Below are 19,379 nucleotides of genomic sequence, written 5' to 3'. Positions count from 1 at the left end.
GGTGTGTCCTACCTTCGAGGCTGATCCCGCACCGTTATCGAGGGACGAGTGGGCCGGGCGTCGGTGAAGCCGGTGCGGTAGGCCCACACGACCGCCTGCGTGCGGTCGCGTACCTCCAGCTTGGCCAGCAGGTTCTTGATGTGGCTCTTGACAGTTTCCAGGGTGACGTACATCGACGTGGCGATCTCCGCGTTGGACTGGCCACTGGCCAGTGCGCGCAGCACGTCGGCCTCGCGTTCGGTGAGCCGGCCGGCACGCGCGGAGTCGGCGACGTCCGGTGCGCGTCGCCCGGCGTAGGCCTCGAGGAGGCGGCGGGTGACCGAGGGCGCCACCAGGGCGTCGCCGGCCGCCACAGTGCGGATCCCGGCGATCACCTCCTCCGGGGTGGCGCGTTTGAGGAGGAAGCCGTCGACCCCGGCGGTGAGCGCGCCGTCGACGATCTCGTCGAGGTCGAATGTCGTCAACGCCAGGATCCGTGGCCTCGGCGGGGCCCATGACACGATCTCCCTGGTCGCCGAGGTGCCGTCGCGAACCGGCATCCGGATGTCCATCAACACGATGTCGGGCCGCAGCGCGGCGGCCTCGCGCACGGCGTCCGCGCCGTTGACAGCCTCCCCCACCACCGTGATGTCGCCCTCGGCTGCCAGCAGCGCACGCAGGCCGCCCCGGATGAGTGCGTCGTCGTCGGCGAGCAGGACCCTGATCACGGCAGGTCAGCCCGCGCCGGGATGACCGCGAGCACCCGGAAGCTGTCGTCGACGGGCCCGGCCTGGAAACGTCCGCCCTCCAGCAGTACCCGCTCACGCATGTTGATCAGACCTCGGCCCGTGGCCGGGGCGGCATGTCCCCGCTGATCGTTGATGATCTCGAGGCGCACGTCGGTGCCCTCCTGGGAAAGGCCGACCCTGATGGGGCCGGATGAGGTGTGGCGTAGGGCATTGGTGACGGCCTCCTGAACGACGCGGTGCAGGGTCCGGGCGCCGCGCGCGCTCACCTCGATATCGCCGAGGTTGAGCTCCAGTTCGAGTTCGCGTCCGGCCGCTCGGACCTGGCCGGCCAGGTCCGTCAGGTCCGTCAGGTCCGGCGTGGCTGAGTCCGCGAGCAGGACGTCGGCCCCGTCACTGACCGGGTGCAGGATCTGCAGCATGTGGTCCAGCTCGTCGAGCGCGCCGCGCCCCACCGTCTCGATGTGACCCAACGCCTCCCGGGCGAACTGCGGGTTGTCGTCGAACACGCGCCGGGCGACCCCGGCCTGCATGACCATCACGTTCACGGCGTGCCCCAGGGCGTCGTGCAGCTCGCCGGCGAGCAGGCGCCGCTCCTGGGCCACGATCCGCTCGGCGTCCAGTGCCCGCTCCCGCGCCTCGATCGCCGCCCGCCGCAGTGCGGCCTCGGCCGCCGTCCGCCGGGTTCGGGCGGTGTCACCGCCGACCGTCGCGGCCAGGAAGCATGCCGTGACCCACACCAGCTCCTGCGGGCCGGCGGTCGAGCGGTCCAACAGGATGTAGCCTCCGACGGCCGACCCCGCCGCCAGCGCCGCCAGCGTACGTGGCCGCAGCCCGAGCAGTGAGTAGCAGGTGAACAGGGAGATCCACGCCGGCCACTGCATGAACGACGGCGGGAACCCGATCGCCGAGCTGAGCACCAACATCGCCGAGGTCGCGAAGATCACCGTCAGCGGGCGGACCTGACGCCAGATCAGGCATACGGCGCTCACACCCACCAGCGCCACATCGAGCACACGCGCGTCGCGGTAGGGCGCTCCGGGCGGCACGAGCGTGGTCAACACGATCAGCGCCACGAGCATGCCGCACCCGAGCCACACATCGGTGGCCGGGGGCAGCCAAGCACGAGGAGGCGTGGGCACGCCCCATCAGACCGCACGAGATCCACACCTGGCAAGGCTGCCATCGACATACCCCTCAAAGGGGTGAGACCAGCCCCCTCAGCCGAGTGTCGCCCCGCCCCGGCGGCGATTCCTACGCTCAGCGCCGAAGCTCCCGAGAGGAGCCGAACCACCCGAGAGAAAGGTACGTCATGACGGTTACCGGGGCATCGGTACGAAGCGGGCCCACCCGGCGAGGGTTGGTGGCCTTCTGGTGGATCACGCTCAGCGCCGTGGCGATCGCAGTGCTGGCGGTGTTGCCGTACCTGACGGACTCGCTGGCCGGCCTGTCCCGCAACGACGGCCAACTCGCCGCCAACTACGCCAACCGCCCGGCCTGGGCGCAGGGCTTCTTCTACCTCCACGTGGTGTGCGGGGGCCTGGCCCTGCTGCTCTCCCCCGTCCAGTTCGCCACGCGACTGCGCCGAAGGGCACCCCGGCTGCACCGGCTCACCGGCCGGATCGTAATCGCCGCCATCGTGCTCGGCGGCACCGCCGGGGCTGTCCTCGCACCGATGAGTCTGGCCGGCCCGATCGGCACCGCCGGCTTCGGTGCCCTCGCGGTGCTGTGGGTGCTCTTCGCCATCGCGGCGATCCGGACGGCGCGAGCCGGTGACCTGACCGCCCACCGACGCTGGGCGGTCCGCGCCTTCGCGATGACGTACGCGGCCGTCACACTACGACTCTGGCTCGTCGCGCTCGTCCCACTGATGTCCGGCGACGGCATCACCCACCCCGAAGCGTTCCTGCGCGCCTACGTGATCGTGCCGTTCCTGTGCTGGGTACCCAACCTACTGGTCGCAGAAATCCTCCTACGCCAGACCGGCCGAGCGACCCGTCCACGCCCTGGGGGGACTTCGCCACGTTCGTCGAGGCCTTCTCGCTTCGTGAGTCGATGATCGCAGCCGATGGCTCGACGTCGCGGCCAACCTGGACACGGACCCGGCCGCGCGGCAGGTCGTGGATCGGCTCGGTCGCGCCATCGGCCTCCCCGTTGGCATCCCAGTCACAAGCCGTTTCACAGGTGGGTCACGTGGCAGATAGTCCCGGGCTACTCGCCGGTGACGCCGTCGATCGCCTCGCGTAGCAGGTCGGCGTGCCCGTTGTGCCGCGCGTACTCCTCGAGCATGTGCAGGTACGCCCAGCGCAGGTTCATCTGCGTCCCGCTCGATCCCGGCGCCTGGAACGCGTGGTCGAGCGACCGGCCCGCTGTCGCCTGATCCACGGCCAACCGCTCCAGGCGAAACACCTCCAGGTCCGCCTCGGCGTCGGCGTCGGCCACCAGGTCGAAGTCGCCGTCGGGGAGTTCGGTCGTGCAATACAGATTGGGTAGGTCCTCGCCAAGGGCGCAGGTACGCAACCACCAGCGCTCGTTCTCCGCGAGGTGTCGCACCAGGCCCAGCAGGGTCAGCCCGGAGGTCGGGACGGGGGCGAGTTTCAGCTGCTCGGAGGTCAGCCCGGCGCATTTGCGGAGCAGGGTGTCGCGGTGAAAGTCGAGGAAACCGTGCAGGGTCGCGCGCTCGTCGGCGAACTCCGGCGGCGGCACCCGGTCGGGGTGCGGTGAGGTCCAGGTCATGCGCGGATCATGACAGCACCCGCCGACATCCGCGCCCCGAATTTCCCGCAGCGCCCCGTCAGGCGCCACCGAGTTTCACGCCGTCGAGGGCGCCCGTCGCTGCTGTGTGAAGAACAGCCCGATGGTCGGCATTGACACTCCGAACCCACTTCGCCACGGCACCGCGACGGATCCCCCTCCCGGTTCACAGAAAGTCGGTTCGGTGACCCGAGTGCCATTGCCGGCCTCGAGGTTGAAACGCACACACGCCGACGCCTCACCCACCATGTGTTGCGCCCCATGACGCCCGGAAAGGCACCTGCGTCCGCTGGTCAGGCGCCCAGGTCGATCGTCTCCCCCGGCAGACCGCGCGCCGTGACGAGGCGGGCGCTTCCGTCGGCCAGCCGGTAGGACAGGCCCACCACCGCCGCGCGCCCTTCGGCGGTCTCCTCGGCGAGTACCCGGGAGCGGTCCAGGAGCAGATCGACGGTGTGGCGGATGTGTTCGGCGATCATGTCGTCGTCCTGGTCGAGGCCGGCGGCGCGGGCCGCCAGAACACTGGGGGTCACACGCTCGATGATGTCGCGCACGTACCCGGTGGCGGTGATGCCGTCGGCCACGGCGGTGCGGGCGGCGGCGACCGCGCCGCAGGAGTCGTGTCCCAGCACGACCACCAGTGCGCAGCCCAGCACGCTGACCGCGTACTCGACGCTGCCCAACACCTCCGCCCCCACGACGTGCCCGGCGGTGCGGACCACGAACAGGTCTCCCAGACCGCGATCGAAGATGATCTCGGCAGCCAGGCGTGAGTCCGAGCAGCCCAGCAGCACCGCGAACGGACGTTGGCCGGGCATGGTCTCCGCGCGGCGCGCGGAGTCCTGGTTCGGGTGCTGCGGCTCGCCGGCGACGAAACGCCGGTTGCCCGAAAGCAGTAACGCGTACGCCTCGGCCGGGGTCAGGGTCACAGCGTCAGTCATGGCCGCAGGCTATGGCCGTGGATGCCGGAGCGGCACCGATTTGTGATCTTGTTGACACCTACCCGGAAGCCTCGCCACCACACGCGGGGCGCTCCTGCCCACCAGGAATTGCCCGCGCGCATGGCGAACACCTGTGTCTGGCTTCGAAGGCGGCGGGTTACCGGATGCGGTCAAACAGTGCCTTCACGGCGACGTCGGCTCGCACCGCCAGGAGGCGTCGCAGTCCGCCCGGGTCCGGGGCGGAGTGCACCGTGAACTCCACTGACGCGAAGGTGCCGTGGTCTGCGATCAGGGCGATTTCGTGGACTCGAGGGGTGGAGTCCCCGCACCGGACCGCGTGCTCGGCTCCGGAGGCCACCACGACGACATCCTCGACACAGGCCCCGTCGGCCTGGCGGTCGACGGTGTCACGGGCACGCTTGTCGGCCGACTCCGAGCCGAACGCCACCGCACGCCCGTAGGTCACCCGCATCATTGCGGTCGGGCCCCCGTCAACATCGACACCACCACGCACGCTGCAGGAGGTGAACGAGCCGCTGATGTCATCGATGGTCTGCGCGGCGACGGGGCCCTTGGTGCTACGGAAATAGCCCCGCATCAGCTCGGCCACCGCGTCGCAGGACGGGACGGGTCGCGGGCTCGACACGAGCCCCGCCGGCGTCGCTGCCGGAGACGGAGGCACCCACGCCTGCACGACCGGGGGCTTTCCCCACGGAATGACAACTCCTGCCACAAGGCCAGCCAAAGCCAGCAATCCGACCGCCACCACCGCTGGGGACACCCCGCCGGCGACGGCCGCCCGCCCTTGAGGTCCCGCCTCGTTGTCTTGTGCCCTCATGTGAGCATCACAGCACGAGATCGGCCGGCCCGGCGACCCGCAGAGTCAGAAACCCGACGAGGCCGGGTGAACACTTTCAGCTCCGGAGCCGCACGGCCGCTGGCCGTGACGTGGCGGGCGGTGCCTTCGGCGAGCCAGGTCTGCTCGTGTGTCGCCGACACAGCCGGCGGTGCGGCGTGCCGGCCGTCCCTTCGCCTCAGGCGCCGGCCGGCTCGGAAGCCAGGCCGAGCCGGATCCCGTACACGGCGAGCCGAACCCGGTTCGAGGCGCCGGTCTTGGCCATCGCCGCGGCGACGTGGGTCTTCACGGTCGTCACCCCGAGGTGAAGCCGCTCGGCGATCTCCGCATTGGATAAGCCAGCGCTGACCAGTCCGACCACCTGCGACTCGCGGCGTGACAGCCCCGCGTCCGCGGGCTGCTCGGCGGCTGTCCGGCCGCCGCGGCCGGTGATGGCGGCTGAGACCAGCCGGTGCAGGACCGCTGGGCTAAAGGGGCTGTCGCCGGCCGCGGCCCGGCGGATCCCGGCGAGCAGGTCCTCGGGCGCGGTGTCCTTGACCAGGAATCCGCAGGCCCCTGCGGCGATCGCCGGGTACAGGTGGTCGTCGTCGTCGAACGTGGTGACCACCACGATCCGGGTCGCGGGCCGTGCGGCGAGGATCTGGGCCGTCGCCGTCACCCCGTCCATGCCTGGCATGCGCAGGTCCATCAAGATCACGTCCGGGGAGGTCCGGGCCGCGAGCCGGATCGCCTCCTGGCCATCGCGGGCCTCGTCCACCACCTGCATGTCCGGCTCCGCGTCGCACAGCATCCGCAGCCCCGCCCGTACCAGCTGCTGGTCGTCGACGAGGAGGACCCGGATCACAGGGCCACCTCGGCGACCGGCGGCAGGGACGCGGCCAGCCGCCAGCCCCGGCCGTGTGCGCCGGCGGCGAAGGTGCCGCCGAGCAGCGCGACCCGCTCGCGCATCCCGACCAACCCGTGCCCGCGCCCCGCGCCGTCCCGCTCCGCCGAGCCCGGCGACGGGGAGCCGGGTGGGCCGCTGTCGACGATCTCCACTGCGGCCGTGCCGTGCGCGGCAGCCCGGACCGTGACCCGCGCGGTCGCCCGCGGGCCAGCATGCTGGGCGACGTTGGCCAGCCCCTCCTGAGCCAGGCGCAGCACAGCCAGGCCGCGGACAGCGTCCAGCGCCCCGATCGCCGGGTCCACGGTCAACTCCACCTCCAGGCCAAGCTGGCGGGCCCGGTCGGCCACATCCCGCAGCGCCGCGGGCAGCTCCGCCGGATCGGCGAGGGCCACGTCGGCCACGGACTCCGGCGCGCGGAGCACGGCGACCAGGCCGCGCAAGTCGGTCAGTGCCGAGGTGCCGGTGGCGTGCACGTCGTCCAGAACCGCACCCACCCGCGGATCCACCGGCCGTAGGACGTGCCGGGCTGCGCTGACCCGCAGCACCATCGAAGCCACGTGGTGGGCGACCAGGTCGTGCAGTTCCCGCGCGATCGCGGTGCGCTCGTCGGCGCGGGCGGCCCGGGTCTCTGACACTCTGCGCAGCCGCTCGGCCTCAGCACCCCGCTGGGCCTGCGCACTGAGGTCACGCACGGAACGTACATGCAGCCCGACCAGGGTCGACAGGCCGACGACCGTCACCGCGCGGTACAGCAGCGCGGGAATCTCACCGCCCGGGTGCGTCATGTACGCCCCGACCAGCGCCGCCACCCCGAGCACGAGTCGCCAGCCGCGACCGCGCGCGGCCAGATCGAACATCGCCACCCCGGCCGCCACCTTGCCGACCATCGGGCCGGTGTCCCCGAACCGGAAGGCCGCCGCCAGCAGTCCCGCCTGGATCAGGGTGGAGCCCAGCGGCCAGCGGCCCGCCCGCACGCATGTCGCGACCGCGACCAGGGCGAACACCCAGTCGACCCGGCTGGGTGGGGCCTGCGGATCGGTGAGGACGAGGAGGTAGCCGACCGCGAGCGCGAGAAGCACCGCGAGCCGGGCCCGCCACAGTCGCTCGTCGAACAGCCAGTCAATCCAGTGCAAGATCACCCGGCAACCGTAGCCAGCGGCCCGCGGCGGCAACCTCCTCCCCGGGTAGGACCCCGCCGTACCTGAGGCCGCACGGTCGGGCCCCGCAGCCGAGGTGTGCGTCCCGGCCGGCGGGCAGGCTCGGAGCAGTCAGCAGGAGATCGAGAGAGGTACACCATGGACGCAGAGGACACGGGCGCCGCGGACGCCGGTACCAAAAAGCACAGCAGGCGCAGGATCCTCACCACCGGGGCGGTCGGGGTGGGCGGAGTGCTGGCAGGCGTCGTCGGCGGGGTGGCCCTGGCCCAGGCAGGCTCGCCGACCCCGGTGATCCGGCCGTCGGGGAGCCGCCGGTTCGAGGGCAAGACGGTGCTGATCACCGGCGGCACGTCCGGGATCGGTCGGGCTGCGGCGCGGCAGTTCGCCGCGGAGGGCGGCAAGGTCGGCTTCTGCGGGCGGCGGGAGGCACTGGGCCGGCAGGTGGAGAACGAGATCCGCTCGGCCGGCGGCGAAGCCACCTACATCAGGGCGGACGTGCGGTCAGAAGACGACGTCCGGCGGTTCGTCAACCAGGTCGCGTCCACCTACGGCGGGCTCGACGTGTGCTTCAACAACGCGGGCATAACCCAGCAGAAGGCACTGCACGAGTACTCCGCCGCCGAGTGGGACGACGTCGTCGGCACGAACCTGCGCGGAAACTTCCTGGCCCTCAGGTACGAGATCCCGCACCTGCTCACCCGGGGCGGCGGCGTGGTTCTGGTGACCTCGTCATCCAACGCGATCTCCACCGCCGCGGGCCGCTCCGCGTATGCCGCCGCCAAACGCGGGCTGGTCGGGCTGGTGCAGTCCGCCGCGGCCGACTACGCCGCGAAGAACATCCGGATCAACGCGTTGCTGCCCGGTACCACGAACACGGAACTGGTCCGCCGGGCGGCCGGCGCCATGGATCTACCGGACTCCGTGTGGGAGGTGATGGCCACCACCTGGGGAAAATCGAACGTCCCGGGTCTGGGGCGGATGGCGTCGGCCGACGAGGTGGCCGCCTTCGCGGTGACCCTGGCGTCGCCGGACTTCCCCTATATGACGGCCGCGCAGATGGTGTTCGACGGCGGCAAGACCGCCTTCGGCGGCTGAGCTGTTCCGCTGACCACAGTTACTCACCAGCCGGCGGTCATGCCTCACCCTGTCTTCCGTGCTGGCCGCGGGGCGCGGCAGGCCCCGAGTGACTGTGCCGCGGTCCTCCGCACGGGCAGGACGGCGCACCGACGCCGCGGAGCCCGTGACGTTGCCAGGCTCGGGTTCACTCTGGATTCGCCAACTGGGTGTGAATGACTGTCGCACAATCCGGATAGCCTGCTGCCGAATTGCTGGAGGCTTCCGGATTGTGCGACCCAGCTTCACGCTCCTACGGCGAAGGCCGTGTGGATGACGCTCGCCCTGCCAACTGCACGAGCGCGGGCTCGCCGGGTGCCCAAGCGGCAAGTTCCGGGACGCGGCTGAATGCGATCGTCGCGGCGAGCGCGATGCCGAGCGCTCCCCTGCTTCTTGTCGACCGAGTGGATCAGGAACTCCGCGCCCACTACGGCTGGGCTTGCGCACCGCCGCCCACCGGATGAACTCGCGGCGATCTACGCCCAGCACGGATGTTCCGCGCCAACAGCGCGGTGCACCTCGGTCCGCCGAAGGACGGCTTCGGCTCCGTCACGGCCAGGTACATCAGCGCCGCCAAATGTGGCCCGGCGGATTCCACCAGCCCCGGGCATTTCCACCGGATTTCTCAACGGAGAGTCACGGGTCTGTCCAAACACGACGGTATCTCTTAGGCTGCGGTTCCGCACAGTCGGAACCTACAGAAAGGCCTCCGATGACCGCGTCGGCGGACATTCTCACCGCGCTCTCCGGAGCTGAAACCGAACTCGATGAGGCCAAGACCCACACCTCCGGAGGCCGCGACCACGCCGACCGGGTCCGCACCCAGGCCCTCGGCCAGGGCTTCCTCGGCGTCGCCCAGCACATGACGCAGGTGATCAACGCGTTCGACGACGCTCAGATCACCCTCGGCCACGCCCTCAAAGCCGTCGGCGACGCTCGCCTCCCGGTCGGAGAGATCAAAGACGGGATGACCCCGCAAGAGGTCACCGTCAAGCTGAACACGTCGATCTCCTCCATCGGAACGGCCGAGGAGGCGATCCTCGCCACCTACCCGGCCTTCGACGAGGCAGAACGCGTGGTCAAAACGGCCTTGTCCGGCGGCGACCCGGGACCGCTACTGCAGTTCATCAACATGGCAAATGAAGCCTCCGCCCGCGGCAAGAAGCAAGCCGCACTTGCCAAGACCAAGGCCCAAGGCCAGATCCCGCAGGCCAGCAGCTTGGGAAACTGAGCCTGGGCGCCGGCGACTCCCCACGGCCGACGCCCACGACTGCAGGTCCAGCGATACACACGGACCGGGAGCGGGCTGAGGACTATCCTCGGCCGGCCACAGCTCGGTGGGGAACGCGACCCCTGATGGGGCCGGATGTGCCGGCGCATGTCCGCGTGCGGGGTGCGCGCTTTCGGCCTCGCCCGCCGAAGGACGGTCGTGCCACGATCGGTCATTTCAACGGGCAGGAGCTACGGTCCGGAGGCACGGACACCTCCATAGCCGATGACCTTGACGTGCCGAGGCTTCGCTCCGGCGTTCCCCCGGACGTCGCGTACCTGCATGTGGAGGCGAAGGTCGCCGCCCACATGCGCCGACACAACATGCCAGCGGCTGAGGTGATCATCGACAACACCGTCTGCGGCTCCAACGAGTGGGACCGGGACTGGAAGCTGACCTGCGAGAAGGTGCTGCCGTCGATCCTGCCTAACGGTTCGACGTTGACGGTCTGGGTCACCCGCGATGGCGGTCAGTCCTGGTGGCGGGGACAATTCGAAGGCACAGGCGAGAGGATCAAAGCCAAGCCATGACGTTCACCTACATCGACTACTGCAGCGTCGAGCCCCTTCACGGACCCGACGACGCCGCGGAGTATTTCGATACCCGCTCGGCATCTCTCAAGCCACACGGGGGAGCCGGCCTGACCATCTGGATCAGCCCGAACCCAGACCTGGACTCCGCCGACCCGCAGGCCGACGCCGAACTGCGCGTCGATGTCGACGTGGAGGAAGGACGGGCAGCAGTGACCTGGCTGCCAGACGGATCACACGCGGTGCAACTTCCGTCGACCGGTCCGATCGAGGTCATGGAAGCCGAGGGGCCGGTGGTCACGATTCCCGCCGACCGGGCGGTGGTATCGGTAGACGCTGCTCGCACGGCCCTCATCGAGTACACGACCACCGGCCGCAAGCCCGCCACGCTCACCTGGACGGCCGCCGAACGCGGCATCCACTAGCGCATCGGGGTGTCCGTCCACGCCGACGTGTCCGGGGCCTCCGTCGGGCTGTTCGGCGCGGCGCCCAGAACGGTGACGGCGCGGTAGAGCCGGGTGAGGCCATCCGGGCCGAGGAGGCGGAGCGTCGCCTGGTCGCCGGCCGCCACGCTGACCTGCGGGCCGGGTACGTCGAAGACCGCCAGGCCCTCCGCCTCGCCCTGGTGGTCCCGGTTGGCCTGGTGACCGTCGACCGTCGCGTTGGACTGGCCGCCACCCCAGCCGATGCCGGGCACGTACGCGCTCGCCGCGATCGTGAGCGTGCCCGGCACGGCGCCCCGGACCGGGCAGTACCCGTCGGCGGCGCTGAAGACCAGCCCGGCGGCCCAACTCGCCTTGGAGCGCTCGGTGACGGAGACGGCGACCAGCGGTAGACCGGCCGGCACTCCGGTCACGGCCAGCGGGAATCTGAGCCGCTCGGTCCCGTCGAGGCGCAGCTCGGTGGCGATCCGGTGCAGTTCCGCGCGGCCCTGCCCGGTGCCGAGGTCATCCGCGCGGACCTCGGCCCTGGCACCCGGGGCGTACTCCCACCGCAGCAGCGACCGGGACTCGTCGCCGCCCGTCTCGATTCAGGACGCCGGGTGGCCGTTGATCGCTGGAGCCGGCTCGGTCGTCGCACCGGCGGACGCGCCCGCGATCACGTGGTCGGCCACGCAGCTGGCCCGCCGGGCACCCGGTCGGGAGAACGTGGCGACGACTCTGGGCCCGATACTGCTGGTCGGCTTCCCTGCCTCGATGGTGAAGGCGCTGTCGGTGCCCCGCTCGATGGTGACGGTCCGCGTCACCAGGCCGTCGGGCAGCCAGCCGAAGCTGGCGAAGCGGACCGTGGGATCGAACCCGGATCCGGCGGACGGTGCTGGTCCGGGTGCGCCAGCGGGCACCGGTGCTGCGGGGCGCGCCGCGCAGCCGGCGAGCACGAGCATGGCGATCAGGACGGGTATTCCTCGGAACCGTGCCACAACCACTCCCCCGTTTGAACGCGTTCAAGTGAGCGGAGCGTAGCGCGGAAAATGAACACGTTCAAGTGCGGGTTCCCGGGCGACGAAGCCACGTCAGGCACAGCACTCCGGCGGCCGATGGTGACCGGGCAGGTGTCTGCCGTATCCGAAAATGGGGTTGATCTGTGGAGTCTCGCCGTCGCGGGGACAACGACACCCGCACCGCTCACGCGTGGCACGCTGGGGCGATGACCACACCCCTCCCGCCCGGCCGCGCGGTCGCACTGGACGGCCTGATCACCCACATCCGGGACATCCCCGGCGACGACCCGGACGCCGAGCCCGCCCTGTACGTGCACGGCCTGGGCGGATCGGGTCTGGACTGGGCGGACCTCGCGCCGCTCCTGACGTCGCGGCTGTCCGCCCAGGCCATCGACCTGCCCGGCTTCGGGCGCAGCGAACCCGGCCGACGCTACGGGGTCGCGGCCTGCGCCGCCCGGACGATCCGCTGGCTGGAGGAGTCCGGCCGCGGGCCCGTGCACCTGTTCGGCAACTCGCACGGCGGGACGGTGTCGATCGTGGTCGCCGCGCGCCGGCCCGACCTGGTCCGCAGCCTCACGTTGATCTCCCCGGCCATGCCGTTCACGGATCCGCGCTGGTCGGAGCACTCCCGGCTGCTGCCGCTGCTGCTGGTGCCGTGGGTGCACGTCCTGTCCGCGCGGTACCTGTCCACGCTGGACCCGACCGAGGTGGCCCGGGACAACCTGCTGCGGTGCTACGGCGACCCGACGCTGATCACCGAGGAGCGGGTCGCCCGGGTCGCCGACGAGGTGCGCCGACGCCAGGGGCTGCCCTGGTACCCGGCCGCCACCGTCCGGACCTTCCGCGACCTGGTGGGCGCCTTCCTGCGCGCGCCGCTACCGGGCGGGGGCTCACTGTGGCGGACCGCCGCCGGGGTGACCGCCCCGACCCTGGTCATCGCCGGCCGACGGGACCGGCTGATCGACATCCGGGTCGCGCCCCGGGTCGCCGCGGCGATCCCCGACAGCCGGCTGCTGATCCTCGACACGGTCGGGCACCTCGCGCACGTGGAGGCGCCCGGAACCGTCGCCGGGGCGGTGCTGGACTTCCTGGCCGACCGCTAAGGGGTCCTGGATCTCGTCGGGCCGAGGCGGAGTCCAGGGGTCGAGATGCATACCGCAGGCTGCGCGGGGCCTCGGCGAGTTCGCGGCCGGGGATGGTCCCGCCGGTCAGCGCCCCTTGTCCCACGCCCAGGCCGCGATGCCGACCCGGTTGCGGACCGCGAGCTTGCGTTGGATGTTCGCCAGGTGGTTTTTGACCGTGCCCGCGGAGATGAACAGTTCTGCGGCGATCTCGTTGTTCGTCGCGCCCCCGCCGACCAGGGTGGTGATCTCAGCCTCCCGGGCGGTGAGCGCCTCGGCCGGCTCGGCGGCCCGGGGCGCGCTGAGCTGGCGGAGCAGCCGCACTGTCACCTGTGGGCTGATCAGGGCGTCCCCTGCGACGGCCGCCCGCACCGCCTCGGCGAGCAGCGTGGGACTGGACCGCTTGAGCAGGAAGCCGGACGCGCCGTTGCGCAGCGCGGTGTGCACGTACTCGTCGAGGTCGAAGGTCGTGACCACCACGACCCGGAGCGGGTCGGCGACGCCGGGGCCGGCCAGCAGCCGGGTGACCTCCAGGCCGTCGAGGCCGGGCATCCGGATGTCGGCGAGCACCACGTCGGGCCGCAGGTGCCGGGCCTGCTCGACCGCCGAGTGCCCGTCGCCGGCCTCGGCCACCACCGTGATGTCGGGCTGGGCGTCGAGGATGATCCGGAACGCGCCGCGGATGTTCGCCTGGTCGTCGGCGAGCAGCACCCGGATCATGCCGCACCCACCGGGAGCCGTGCCGCGATCCGCCAGCCGGGACCGTCCGGCCCGGCGGTGAGCGTGCCGCCGAGCGCCTCGACCCTCGCGGTCAGTCCCACCAGGCCCAGCCCACCGCGCCGCTCACTCACCGTCCCGCCTCCCCCGTCGTCGGTCACCGCCACCCGCAGCTCGCGGCCGTGCACCCGCGCGCTCACCCGCACTCTGCCGGCGTGCGGCGCGTGCCGCCTGATATTGGTCAGACCCTCCACCACGATGCGGTACGCCGTGCCCGTCACCTCCCGTGGCAGCGCGTCGACGGGCCCGAGGTCCGCGTCCACCACCCCGTCGGTGCTTCGGGCGAAGCGGTCGATCGTCGCCGGCAGGTCGGCCAGGTCGGGCACCGGGGCGACGGACTGGTCCTCGCCGGAGTGCAGCACGCCGACCGTGCGGTCCATCGAGGCGAGTGCCCGGATGCCGGCCTGTTCGACCTGCTCGAAAAGGGCCGGTGCCGCCTCGGCCGGCACGAACTGGCCGGCCTGGGCGAGGGCGACCATCTCGCTCAGGTCGTGCGCGACGTAGTCGTGCAGGTCGGCGGCCAGGGCCAGCCGCTGCTCGCGCCGGGCGAGGGCCACGGACCGGACACGGTGCGCGTCGAGGGCCCGCAGGTAGAGGCCGACCGTGGCGGACAGTGCCCCGGCCATGGCCCAGAACGCGCAGGCCAGCAGCCCGCCGCCCGTGAACCCGAGGAACCGGGCCGGCCACAGTGCCACGGCCGCGCCGAGGAGCACGCCGGCCAGCCACGCCTGCCGGACCGGTGCCCGGCGGACCGCGAGGAACAGCACCAACAGCAGCGCGACGACCTCGATGAGCCCGACGATGCCGGCGACGGCGTTCTCACCGGCCCGGGCTCCGGCCGGCAGGGTCACGCCGAACCAGCCGGTACCGGCGAACAGCGTCGTGCCGGAGGCGGTGACGGCGAGAAGCGCCGCGACCTGACCCACCGCCGGGCCCTGGGCCGTCCGGCTGCCCGTGTCCCCCGCCGGGCCGCCGCGCCGGGCGGCGTTCTCCCGCGCGGGGCCCTCGAGCCGAGCCGTCTTCTCCCGCGTGTGCTCCAGGACGATCGCGTTCAACCCGAGCACGGCGATGGCCGATGGCACCACCAGCCAGCCTGCTCGCCCCCAGGCGAGGATCGTGCCCAGCGCGATCAGGCACGTCGCCGGCACACCCAGTAGCCAGTTGATCTTCGTCCGCATGCCGCCCAGCCTAGGGCCAGCGGCCCGCCGGCACACCGTGCCGAATGGCACATCCGCCGGGTCCCCGCCGGCCGGGAACATGCCGGTCGGCACCTGCCCGTAGGCGGCGTTCCCGACCAGGCTTGAGACACAAGAAGCGCACTGACCAGGAGGTTCCCATGTCGACCGTCACCACGATCCCCGCCCCGCAGCCCACAGTGTCGGCGGTACCACGCTGGGCCGACCGGGCCGCCCGCGCCGCCGCACTCACCGCCGTGCCGTCGGGCCTGTGGCGGCTGGCGATGGGCACGGGCCTGTCCATGGGGTTCACCGGCCCGAGCCTGGACCGGATGCAGGCCCTGACCCCCGGCTGGGGCACGGCGTACCTGATCGTGCTGAGCCTGTTCGCCGAGACCCTCGCCTTCCTGACCATGGGCCTGGTCCGGCCGTGGGGCGAGCGGATGCCCCGCTGGGTGCCGGTGCTCGGCGGGCGGCGGATCCCCCGGCTGGCCGCGATCATCCCCGCCGCCCTCGGCGGGATCGCGGTCACCTACGTCACCACCTGGGGAGCGGTGCACTGGGCCGGCAACCTGGCCGACGCCGACGCCCCGAAGGGAGCATGGGCCACGCTGATGACCGTCTGCTACGCGCCGCTGCTGGCCTGGGGGCCACTGCTGCTCGCCGTCACCGCCGCCTTCGCGGTCCGGACCGCGCGGCGCGGACGTTAGAGGCGCGTCGCGGTCCGGATCAGCTGGGCCAGGGCCCGGGACCGGCTGTGTGGCGGCCACGCGATGACGGTCGTGACGGGCGGCGCGTCCACGACGGGCACGGCCGCCAGGTCGTCGCGCAACTGGGCACGGCAGGACTCCGGCATCACCGCCGTGGCCCTGCCGAGCGCGATCAGCTGGTACAGCTGCGTGGCGTCGCGCACCTGCGGACCCGGGCCGTCCTCGTAGGCGCCATCGGGGCAGGGCCAGCGGGGCGTCGGCAGGTCCGGGAGCCCCGTGACGTCCGCCATCCGCAGGTGGGACCGGCCGGTGAGGGGATGTCCGGCCGGCAGGACCGCGACCTGCCCCTCGGTGCGCAGCTCCTCGGTGTCCAGTCCGACCGTGGAGTCATACGGCCGGTGCAGCAACGCCACGTCGGCGCGCCCGTCCCGCAGCAGCCGTTCCTGCTCGGCGATCCCGCACAGCAGCACCTCGACGGTGGCCGCGTCGGGCTCGGCGGCGTACGCCCGCAGCAACTGGGACAGCAGTTCACCGGACGCGCCGGCCTTCGCTGCGAGGACCAGGCCGGGTTGGCCGGTCGTCGCCTGGGCGGCCCGGCGGGTCCGACGTTCGGCCGCCGCCACCGCGTCCAGAGCGGCGCGGGCCTCGCGCAGCAGCACCGCGCCCGCCTCGGTCAGCGCCACGACGCGGCTCGTCCGGGCCAGCAACTCCACCCCGAGCCGGCGTTCGAGTTGCCCGATCGCCCTCGACAGCGGCGGCTGCGCGATCCCGAGCCGCTGGGCGGCGCGGCCGAAGTGCAACTCCTCGGCGACGGCCACGAAATACCGCAATTCCCGGGTCTCCATCCCGCCACGGTACAGCCGACCGATACCCCGCAGGTATCGTCGCCCACCCGAACGGTGTTGGTGGCCCGCCCGGTCGCCGGCAGGATCACAGGCATGAGCGAACAGAAGATCGTGCTGGTCACCGGCGCGAACAAGGGAATCGGGTACGAGATCGCGGCCGGCCTGGGCGCCCTCGGCTGGAGCGTCGGCGTCGGCGCCCGCGACGGGCAGCGCCGCGACACCGCGGTGGAGAAGCTGCGCGCGGCCGGCGTCGACGCGTTCGGCGTACCCCTCGACGTGACCGACGACGCCAGCGTGGCCGCCGCCGTCGAGGTGGTCACCGAACGCGCCGGCCGCCTCGACGTGCTCGTCAACAACGCCGCGGTCACCGGCGGCATGCCGCAACACCCCACCACGGTGGACCTGGCGGCGGTCCAATTGGCCGTGGAGACCAACGTTCTCGGCGTCATCCGGGTCACCAACGCGATGCTGCCCCTGCTGCGCCGGTCGGCCTCGCCCCGGATCGTGAACATGTCCAGCAGCGTCGGCTCCCTCACCCGGCAGACCAGCTCCGCCGGGGCCGACGTCATCGGCCCGCTGTCGGCCGCGTACTCGCCCTCCAAGACGTTCCTCAACGCCGTCACCATCCAGTACGCCAAGGAACTGCGCGACACCCCCATCCTGATCAACGCCGGCTGTCCCGGCTTCGTCGCGACCGACCTCAACGGCCACCGCGGCGTGCGTACCCCCGAGCAGGGCGCGGCGGTCGCGATCCGGCTCGCGACGCTCCCCGACGGCGGCCCGACCGGCGAGTTCTTCGAGGACGCGGGGGTGGTGCCCTGGTGACGGCGGCGCGGTGCGGGTGACTCCGATCCGCGCTCGGACGGACGTGACGGCAAGCGCACGATCGGGTGGACGAGCCGCCGCCAGGGATCCGTCCGCGGCCGCTACCGCGCGAAAAACGCTCCGATCACCTGGCTGGCGTCGAAGTCCCGGGCCGTCGGGCCGACAACGACGGCCGGGAGGTACTGCACGCCGCCCGGCCAGGTGTGCCCGCCGCCGGTCACGGCGTACAGCTCCACCTGGCCCGCGCACCAGGTCAGCGTGCCGGTGGTGGTGCCGTCGTCCACCCGGTCGGGCAGTGCGGCGGCCGTCGGCGGACCGGCGCAGCCGGCCAGTCGGGCCCAGTGCGTGGCCGTGTCGGACGCCGACAGCAGTTCGCCGCGCTGCTGACCGGTGCCGGGCACGGTGACCTCGCCCCCGGTGTACGGCACCAGCGGATCGGCGGTGCCCTGGATGTCGAGCATCCGGGGCGGCCGGGCCGGATGACATCCCATCGCCACCGTGGCCGGGATGCCACCGGCGACCGCCGCGACGGCCGTGATCCGGTCGGACAGCTCGCAGCCCAGCCGGTGGGCCATCATCGCGCCGTTGGACATGCCGAGCACGAATGCCCGGCTCCGGTCGGCGGCCGGGTGGTCGCGCCGCACCGCGTCGAGCACGGCGGCGAGGAAGGCGACGTCGTCCATGTGCGCCTTGTCCGCCGGGGAAACTCCCCGGCCGTCGGCCCAGGAGCGGTCGAAGCCGTCCGGGTACACGAGAATCAGGCCACGCTCGTCGGCCACGCGGTCCAGGCCGGTCAGCGCCTCCAGACCCTCGCCGGTGCCGAGCGCGCCGTGCAGGGCGAGCACGACCGGTCCGGCCCCGGACCCGCCGGCCGGGATGTGCACCCGATAGGTGCGGGTCACGCCGGCCACCGTGATCCGGTGCTCGGCGCCGGCGGAACCGTGGGCGGGCCGGCAACTGGTGAGCACCGTCGCGGCGCACAGGAGAAGGGCGAGCATTCGTCGCATCCGCCCATCACAGCACCATCGGACGTCGCCGGCCAGCCAGCGGACGGCGCGGACCGGGCCGATGGGAGCGATTACGGTCAGGCCGGTCGGGAAGACGTCACCCGGCCAGGCCAACCGTGGACCGACAGTGGTCGACTCCTACGTCATCCTCGGTGCCGTCATGGGAAGGTGGCGCCGCAGCGGTGCGACCCCTGCCCGATGGCCAGGCCGGACTCGCGCCACTCCCGCGACGTGTCGTGGTTTCACGGCCCCGATCGTGCCCACCAGACTTGATCTCAACCGTTGTTGAGGTTCTACGGTTGGCCGCATCGAGTTCCCGAGACACCCCTGGAGACGACCATGATCCTGGTAACTGGTGCGACCGGCAACGTCGGGCGGCGCGTGGTGGACCGGCTGGTGGCGGCCGGCCGGAGCGTGCGCGCGGTCACGCGTTCCCCCGCACGCGCGACTCTGCCGGCCGGTGTTGAGGTGGTCGCCGCTGACCTGGCCCATCCGGACAGTCTCCGGCCACACATGGAGGGCGTGGAGGCGGCGTTCCTCGTCTGGCCGTTCGTCGACCCGGCGGTCACGGGCGAGCTGGCCCCACAGGTGATGAATGTTCTGGCCAGCGCGGGCGCGCCCCGCGTGGTCTACGTGTCGGCCGCGTCAGCCGGAGCCGATCCGGACTCGTTCTGGGCGGTGGCCGAGCGCGCCGTCGCCTCGGCGGGTCTGCCCTGGACGGTGCTACGTCCGACCGGAATCGCCACGAACGCGTTGGGCTGGGCCGCCCAGATCCGTGCCGAGGGGGTGGTGCGCTGGCCGTACGGTGCGGCGGCCCGCTCGTTGGTCCACGAGGACGACATCGCCGCGGTGGCTGTCGAGGCGCTGGTCGACGAGCGGCACGACCAGCAGACCTACGTGCTCAGCGGGCCAGAGACCGTCCGGCAGGATGAGCAGGTGCGCATCATCGGACAGTCGCTGGGCCGCGAGCTGCGATGGCAGGACGTAACCGCCGACGCGATGCGCCCGATGCTGGCCGCGGCGATGGGCAGCCCCCAGTTCGCCGACGCGGCCCTGGCGGGATGGGCGGCACTGGCGCAGACTCCGGAGCAGGTGACTGACGATGTCGCGGTGGTCCTCGGGCGCCCGGCGCTCTCCTTCGCCACCTGGGCCGCCGACCACGTGGCCGACTTCGCCTGACCGCCGCCGCGGATTTCCCTGAGGCCGGTCATACGACGTGTCGCCCTAGACGACCGGCACTTCCCGCCGC

At 72.1% G+C, this 19,379-nt stretch carries 22 protein-coding genes; 9 read left to right on the top strand and 13 right to left on the bottom strand.

Annotated elements, in window-relative coordinates; genetic code table 11:
• Positions 1–8: 8 nt before the first annotated feature.
• Together IW245_RS03305 and IW245_RS03300 are read right to left on the bottom strand one after the other, a co-directional pair.
• Positions 9–707, bottom strand: a complete 699-nt coding sequence (locus IW245_RS03305) for a response regulator (protein WP_197001724.1) — start codon at positions 705–707, stop codon at positions 9–11.
• The gene (locus IW245_RS03300) at positions 704–1,807 is read right to left on the bottom strand and encodes a sensor histidine kinase (RefSeq protein WP_197001723.1); all 1,104 of its coding nucleotides are present in this window, start codon (positions 1,805–1,807) and stop codon (positions 704–706) included. The genes IW245_RS03305 and IW245_RS03300 overlap by 4 nt, the downstream gene beginning before the upstream one ends.
• 311 nt (positions 1,808–2,118) lie before the next feature.
• Here IW245_RS03300 and IW245_RS03295 point away from each other — a divergent pair, with 311 nt between their 5' ends.
• The gene (locus IW245_RS03295) at positions 2,119–2,784 is read left to right on the top strand and encodes a DUF2306 domain-containing protein (protein ID WP_197001722.1); all 666 of its coding nucleotides are present in this window, start codon (positions 2,119–2,121) and stop codon (positions 2,782–2,784) included.
• Between the two features lie 152 nt (positions 2,785–2,936).
• Here IW245_RS03295 and IW245_RS03290 read toward each other — a convergent pair whose 3' ends face one another.
• The 5 genes from IW245_RS03290 to IW245_RS03270 form a co-directional block, all read right to left on the bottom strand.
• Complete coding sequence (locus IW245_RS03290) at positions 2,937–3,461, bottom strand: DinB family protein (RefSeq protein WP_197001721.1); 525 nt, start codon at positions 3,459–3,461, stop codon at positions 2,937–2,939.
• A 311-nt stretch (positions 3,462–3,772) separates the two neighbouring features.
• Complete coding sequence (locus IW245_RS03285; protein WP_197001720.1) at positions 3,773–4,417, bottom strand: carbonic anhydrase; 645 nt, start codon at positions 4,415–4,417, stop codon at positions 3,773–3,775.
• Between the two features lie 157 nt (positions 4,418–4,574).
• Positions 4,575–5,063, bottom strand: a complete 489-nt coding sequence (locus IW245_RS03280) for a hypothetical protein (RefSeq protein WP_197001719.1) — start codon at positions 5,061–5,063, stop codon at positions 4,575–4,577.
• A 388-nt stretch (positions 5,064–5,451) separates the two neighbouring features.
• Entirely contained in the window at positions 5,452–6,117 is a 666-nt protein-coding gene (locus IW245_RS03275; RefSeq protein ID WP_197001718.1) for a response regulator, read from the bottom strand.
• Complete coding sequence (locus IW245_RS03270; protein WP_233473171.1) at positions 6,114–7,298, bottom strand: sensor histidine kinase; 1,185 nt, start codon at positions 7,296–7,298, stop codon at positions 6,114–6,116. Before IW245_RS03270 ends, IW245_RS03275 begins: the two co-directional genes overlap by 4 nt.
• 156 nt (positions 7,299–7,454) lie before the next feature.
• On the opposite strand from IW245_RS03270, the gene IW245_RS03265 reads away from it, so the two are divergent.
• From IW245_RS03265 to IW245_RS03250, 4 genes are all read left to right on the top strand, one after another.
• Positions 7,455–8,411, top strand: a complete 957-nt coding sequence (locus IW245_RS03265; RefSeq protein ID WP_197001717.1) for an SDR family NAD(P)-dependent oxidoreductase — start codon at positions 7,455–7,457, stop codon at positions 8,409–8,411.
• Positions 8,412–9,141: 730 nt separating this feature from the next.
• Positions 9,142–9,660, top strand: a complete 519-nt coding sequence (locus IW245_RS03260; protein WP_197001716.1) for a DUF6244 family protein — start codon at positions 9,142–9,144, stop codon at positions 9,658–9,660.
• A 137-nt stretch (positions 9,661–9,797) separates the two neighbouring features.
• Positions 9,798–10,229, top strand: a complete 432-nt coding sequence (locus IW245_RS03255) for a DddA-like double-stranded DNA deaminase toxin (RefSeq protein WP_197001715.1) — start codon at positions 9,798–9,800, stop codon at positions 10,227–10,229.
• Positions 10,226–10,654 (top strand): Imm1 family immunity protein, encoded by a 429-nt coding sequence (locus IW245_RS03250; protein WP_197001714.1) that lies wholly within the window; start codon positions 10,226–10,228, stop codon positions 10,652–10,654. The genes IW245_RS03255 and IW245_RS03250 overlap by 4 nt, the downstream gene beginning before the upstream one ends.
• Here IW245_RS03250 and IW245_RS03245 read toward each other — a convergent pair.
• Together IW245_RS03245 and IW245_RS03240 are read right to left on the bottom strand one after the other, a co-directional pair.
• Entirely contained in the window at positions 10,651–11,085 is a 435-nt protein-coding gene (locus tag IW245_RS03245; protein WP_197001713.1) for a hypothetical protein, read from the bottom strand. The genes IW245_RS03250 and IW245_RS03245 overlap by 4 nt on opposite strands.
• A gap of 174 nt (positions 11,086–11,259) precedes the next feature.
• Positions 11,260–11,649 (bottom strand): hypothetical protein, encoded by a 390-nt coding sequence (locus tag IW245_RS03240; protein WP_197001712.1) that lies wholly within the window; start codon positions 11,647–11,649, stop codon positions 11,260–11,262.
• Positions 11,650–11,876: 227 nt separating this feature from the next.
• Between IW245_RS03240 and IW245_RS03235 the strand changes: the two genes are divergently transcribed.
• Positions 11,877–12,773 (top strand): alpha/beta fold hydrolase, encoded by an 897-nt coding sequence (locus IW245_RS03235; protein ID WP_197001711.1) that lies wholly within the window; start codon positions 11,877–11,879, stop codon positions 12,771–12,773.
• A 105-nt stretch (positions 12,774–12,878) separates the two neighbouring features.
• Here IW245_RS03235 and IW245_RS03230 read toward each other — a convergent pair whose 3' ends face one another.
• A complete protein-coding gene (locus IW245_RS03230; RefSeq protein WP_197001710.1) occupies positions 12,879–13,511 on the bottom strand; it encodes a response regulator in 633 nt (210 codons plus the stop codon).
• Positions 13,508–14,746, bottom strand: a complete 1,239-nt coding sequence (locus IW245_RS03225) for a sensor histidine kinase (RefSeq protein ID WP_197001709.1) — start codon at positions 14,744–14,746, stop codon at positions 13,508–13,510. Before IW245_RS03225 ends, IW245_RS03230 begins: the two co-directional genes overlap by 4 nt.
• 158 nt (positions 14,747–14,904) lie before the next feature.
• On the opposite strand from IW245_RS03225, the gene IW245_RS03220 reads away from it, so the two are divergent.
• A complete protein-coding gene (locus IW245_RS03220; RefSeq protein ID WP_197001708.1) occupies positions 14,905–15,453 on the top strand; it encodes a hypothetical protein in 549 nt (182 codons plus the stop codon).
• Here IW245_RS03220 and IW245_RS03215 read toward each other — a convergent pair.
• Positions 15,450–16,298 carry a LysR family transcriptional regulator gene (locus IW245_RS03215; protein WP_197001707.1) on the bottom strand — a complete coding sequence of 283 codons (849 nt, stop codon included), beginning with the start codon at positions 16,296–16,298 and terminating at the stop codon, positions 15,450–15,452. The genes IW245_RS03220 and IW245_RS03215 overlap by 4 nt on opposite strands.
• Before the next feature lie 93 nt (positions 16,299–16,391).
• On the opposite strand from IW245_RS03215, the gene IW245_RS03210 reads away from it, so the two are divergent.
• A complete protein-coding gene (locus tag IW245_RS03210; protein ID WP_197001706.1) occupies positions 16,392–17,123 on the top strand; it encodes an SDR family NAD(P)-dependent oxidoreductase in 732 nt (243 codons plus the stop codon).
• Between the two features lie 101 nt (positions 17,124–17,224).
• Here the strand turns inward: IW245_RS03210 and IW245_RS03205 are convergent, their stop codons facing one another.
• Positions 17,225–18,121 (bottom strand): extracellular catalytic domain type 1 short-chain-length polyhydroxyalkanoate depolymerase, encoded by an 897-nt coding sequence (locus IW245_RS03205; RefSeq protein WP_197001705.1) that lies wholly within the window; start codon positions 18,119–18,121, stop codon positions 17,225–17,227.
• 348 nt (positions 18,122–18,469) lie between these two features.
• Between IW245_RS03205 and IW245_RS03200 the strand changes: the two genes are divergently transcribed.
• Positions 18,470–19,309 (top strand): SDR family oxidoreductase, encoded by an 840-nt coding sequence (locus tag IW245_RS03200; RefSeq protein WP_197001704.1) that lies wholly within the window; start codon positions 18,470–18,472, stop codon positions 19,307–19,309.
• Positions 19,310–19,379: the final 70 nt, after the last annotated feature.

Origin of the sequence: Longispora fulva, from assembly GCF_015751905.1 — a bacterium.
Lineage (GTDB): Bacteria > Actinomycetota > Actinomycetes > Mycobacteriales > Micromonosporaceae > Longispora > Longispora fulva.
The sequence above is the reverse complement of the archived record's forward strand: the minus strand, read 5'-3'. Positions and strand labels throughout refer to the sequence as shown.

What these genes read in the sequence shown, in the direction of transcription:
- IW245_RS03200 (WP_197001704.1), top strand. Translation starts at nt 18,470, where the DNA reads ATGATCCTGGTAACTGGTGCGACCGGCAACGTCGGGCGGCGCGTGGTG.
- IW245_RS03205 (WP_197001705.1), bottom strand. Translation starts at nt 18,121, where the DNA reads ATGCTCGCCCTTCTCCTGTGCGCCGCGACGGTGCTCACCAGTTGCCGG.
- IW245_RS03300 (WP_197001723.1), bottom strand. Translation starts at nt 1,807, where the DNA reads ATGCTCGTGGCGCTGATCGTGTTGACCACGCTCGTGCCGCCCGGAGCG.
- IW245_RS03250 (WP_197001714.1), top strand. Translation starts at nt 10,226, where the DNA reads ATGACGTTCACCTACATCGACTACTGCAGCGTCGAGCCCCTTCACGGA.
- IW245_RS03265 (WP_197001717.1), top strand. Translation starts at nt 7,455, where the DNA reads ATGGACGCAGAGGACACGGGCGCCGCGGACGCCGGTACCAAAAAGCAC.
- IW245_RS03220 (WP_197001708.1), top strand. Translation starts at nt 14,905, where the DNA reads ATGTCGACCGTCACCACGATCCCCGCCCCGCAGCCCACAGTGTCGGCG.
- IW245_RS03260 (WP_197001716.1), top strand. Translation starts at nt 9,142, where the DNA reads ATGACCGCGTCGGCGGACATTCTCACCGCGCTCTCCGGAGCTGAAACC.
- IW245_RS03215 (WP_197001707.1), bottom strand. Translation starts at nt 16,298, where the DNA reads ATGGAGACCCGGGAATTGCGGTATTTCGTGGCCGTCGCCGAGGAGTTG.
- IW245_RS03225 (WP_197001709.1), bottom strand. Translation starts at nt 14,746, where the DNA reads ATGCGGACGAAGATCAACTGGCTACTGGGTGTGCCGGCGACGTGCCTG.
- IW245_RS03230 (WP_197001710.1), bottom strand. Translation starts at nt 13,511, where the DNA reads ATGATCCGGGTGCTGCTCGCCGACGACCAGGCGAACATCCGCGGCGCG.
- IW245_RS03210 (WP_197001706.1), top strand. Translation starts at nt 16,392, where the DNA reads ATGAGCGAACAGAAGATCGTGCTGGTCACCGGCGCGAACAAGGGAATC.
- IW245_RS03290 (WP_197001721.1), bottom strand. Translation starts at nt 3,461, where the DNA reads ATGACCTGGACCTCACCGCACCCCGACCGGGTGCCGCCGCCGGAGTTC.
- IW245_RS03285 (WP_197001720.1), bottom strand. Translation starts at nt 4,417, where the DNA reads ATGACTGACGCTGTGACCCTGACCCCGGCCGAGGCGTACGCGTTACTG.
- IW245_RS03235 (WP_197001711.1), top strand. Translation starts at nt 11,877, where the DNA reads ATGACCACACCCCTCCCGCCCGGCCGCGCGGTCGCACTGGACGGCCTG.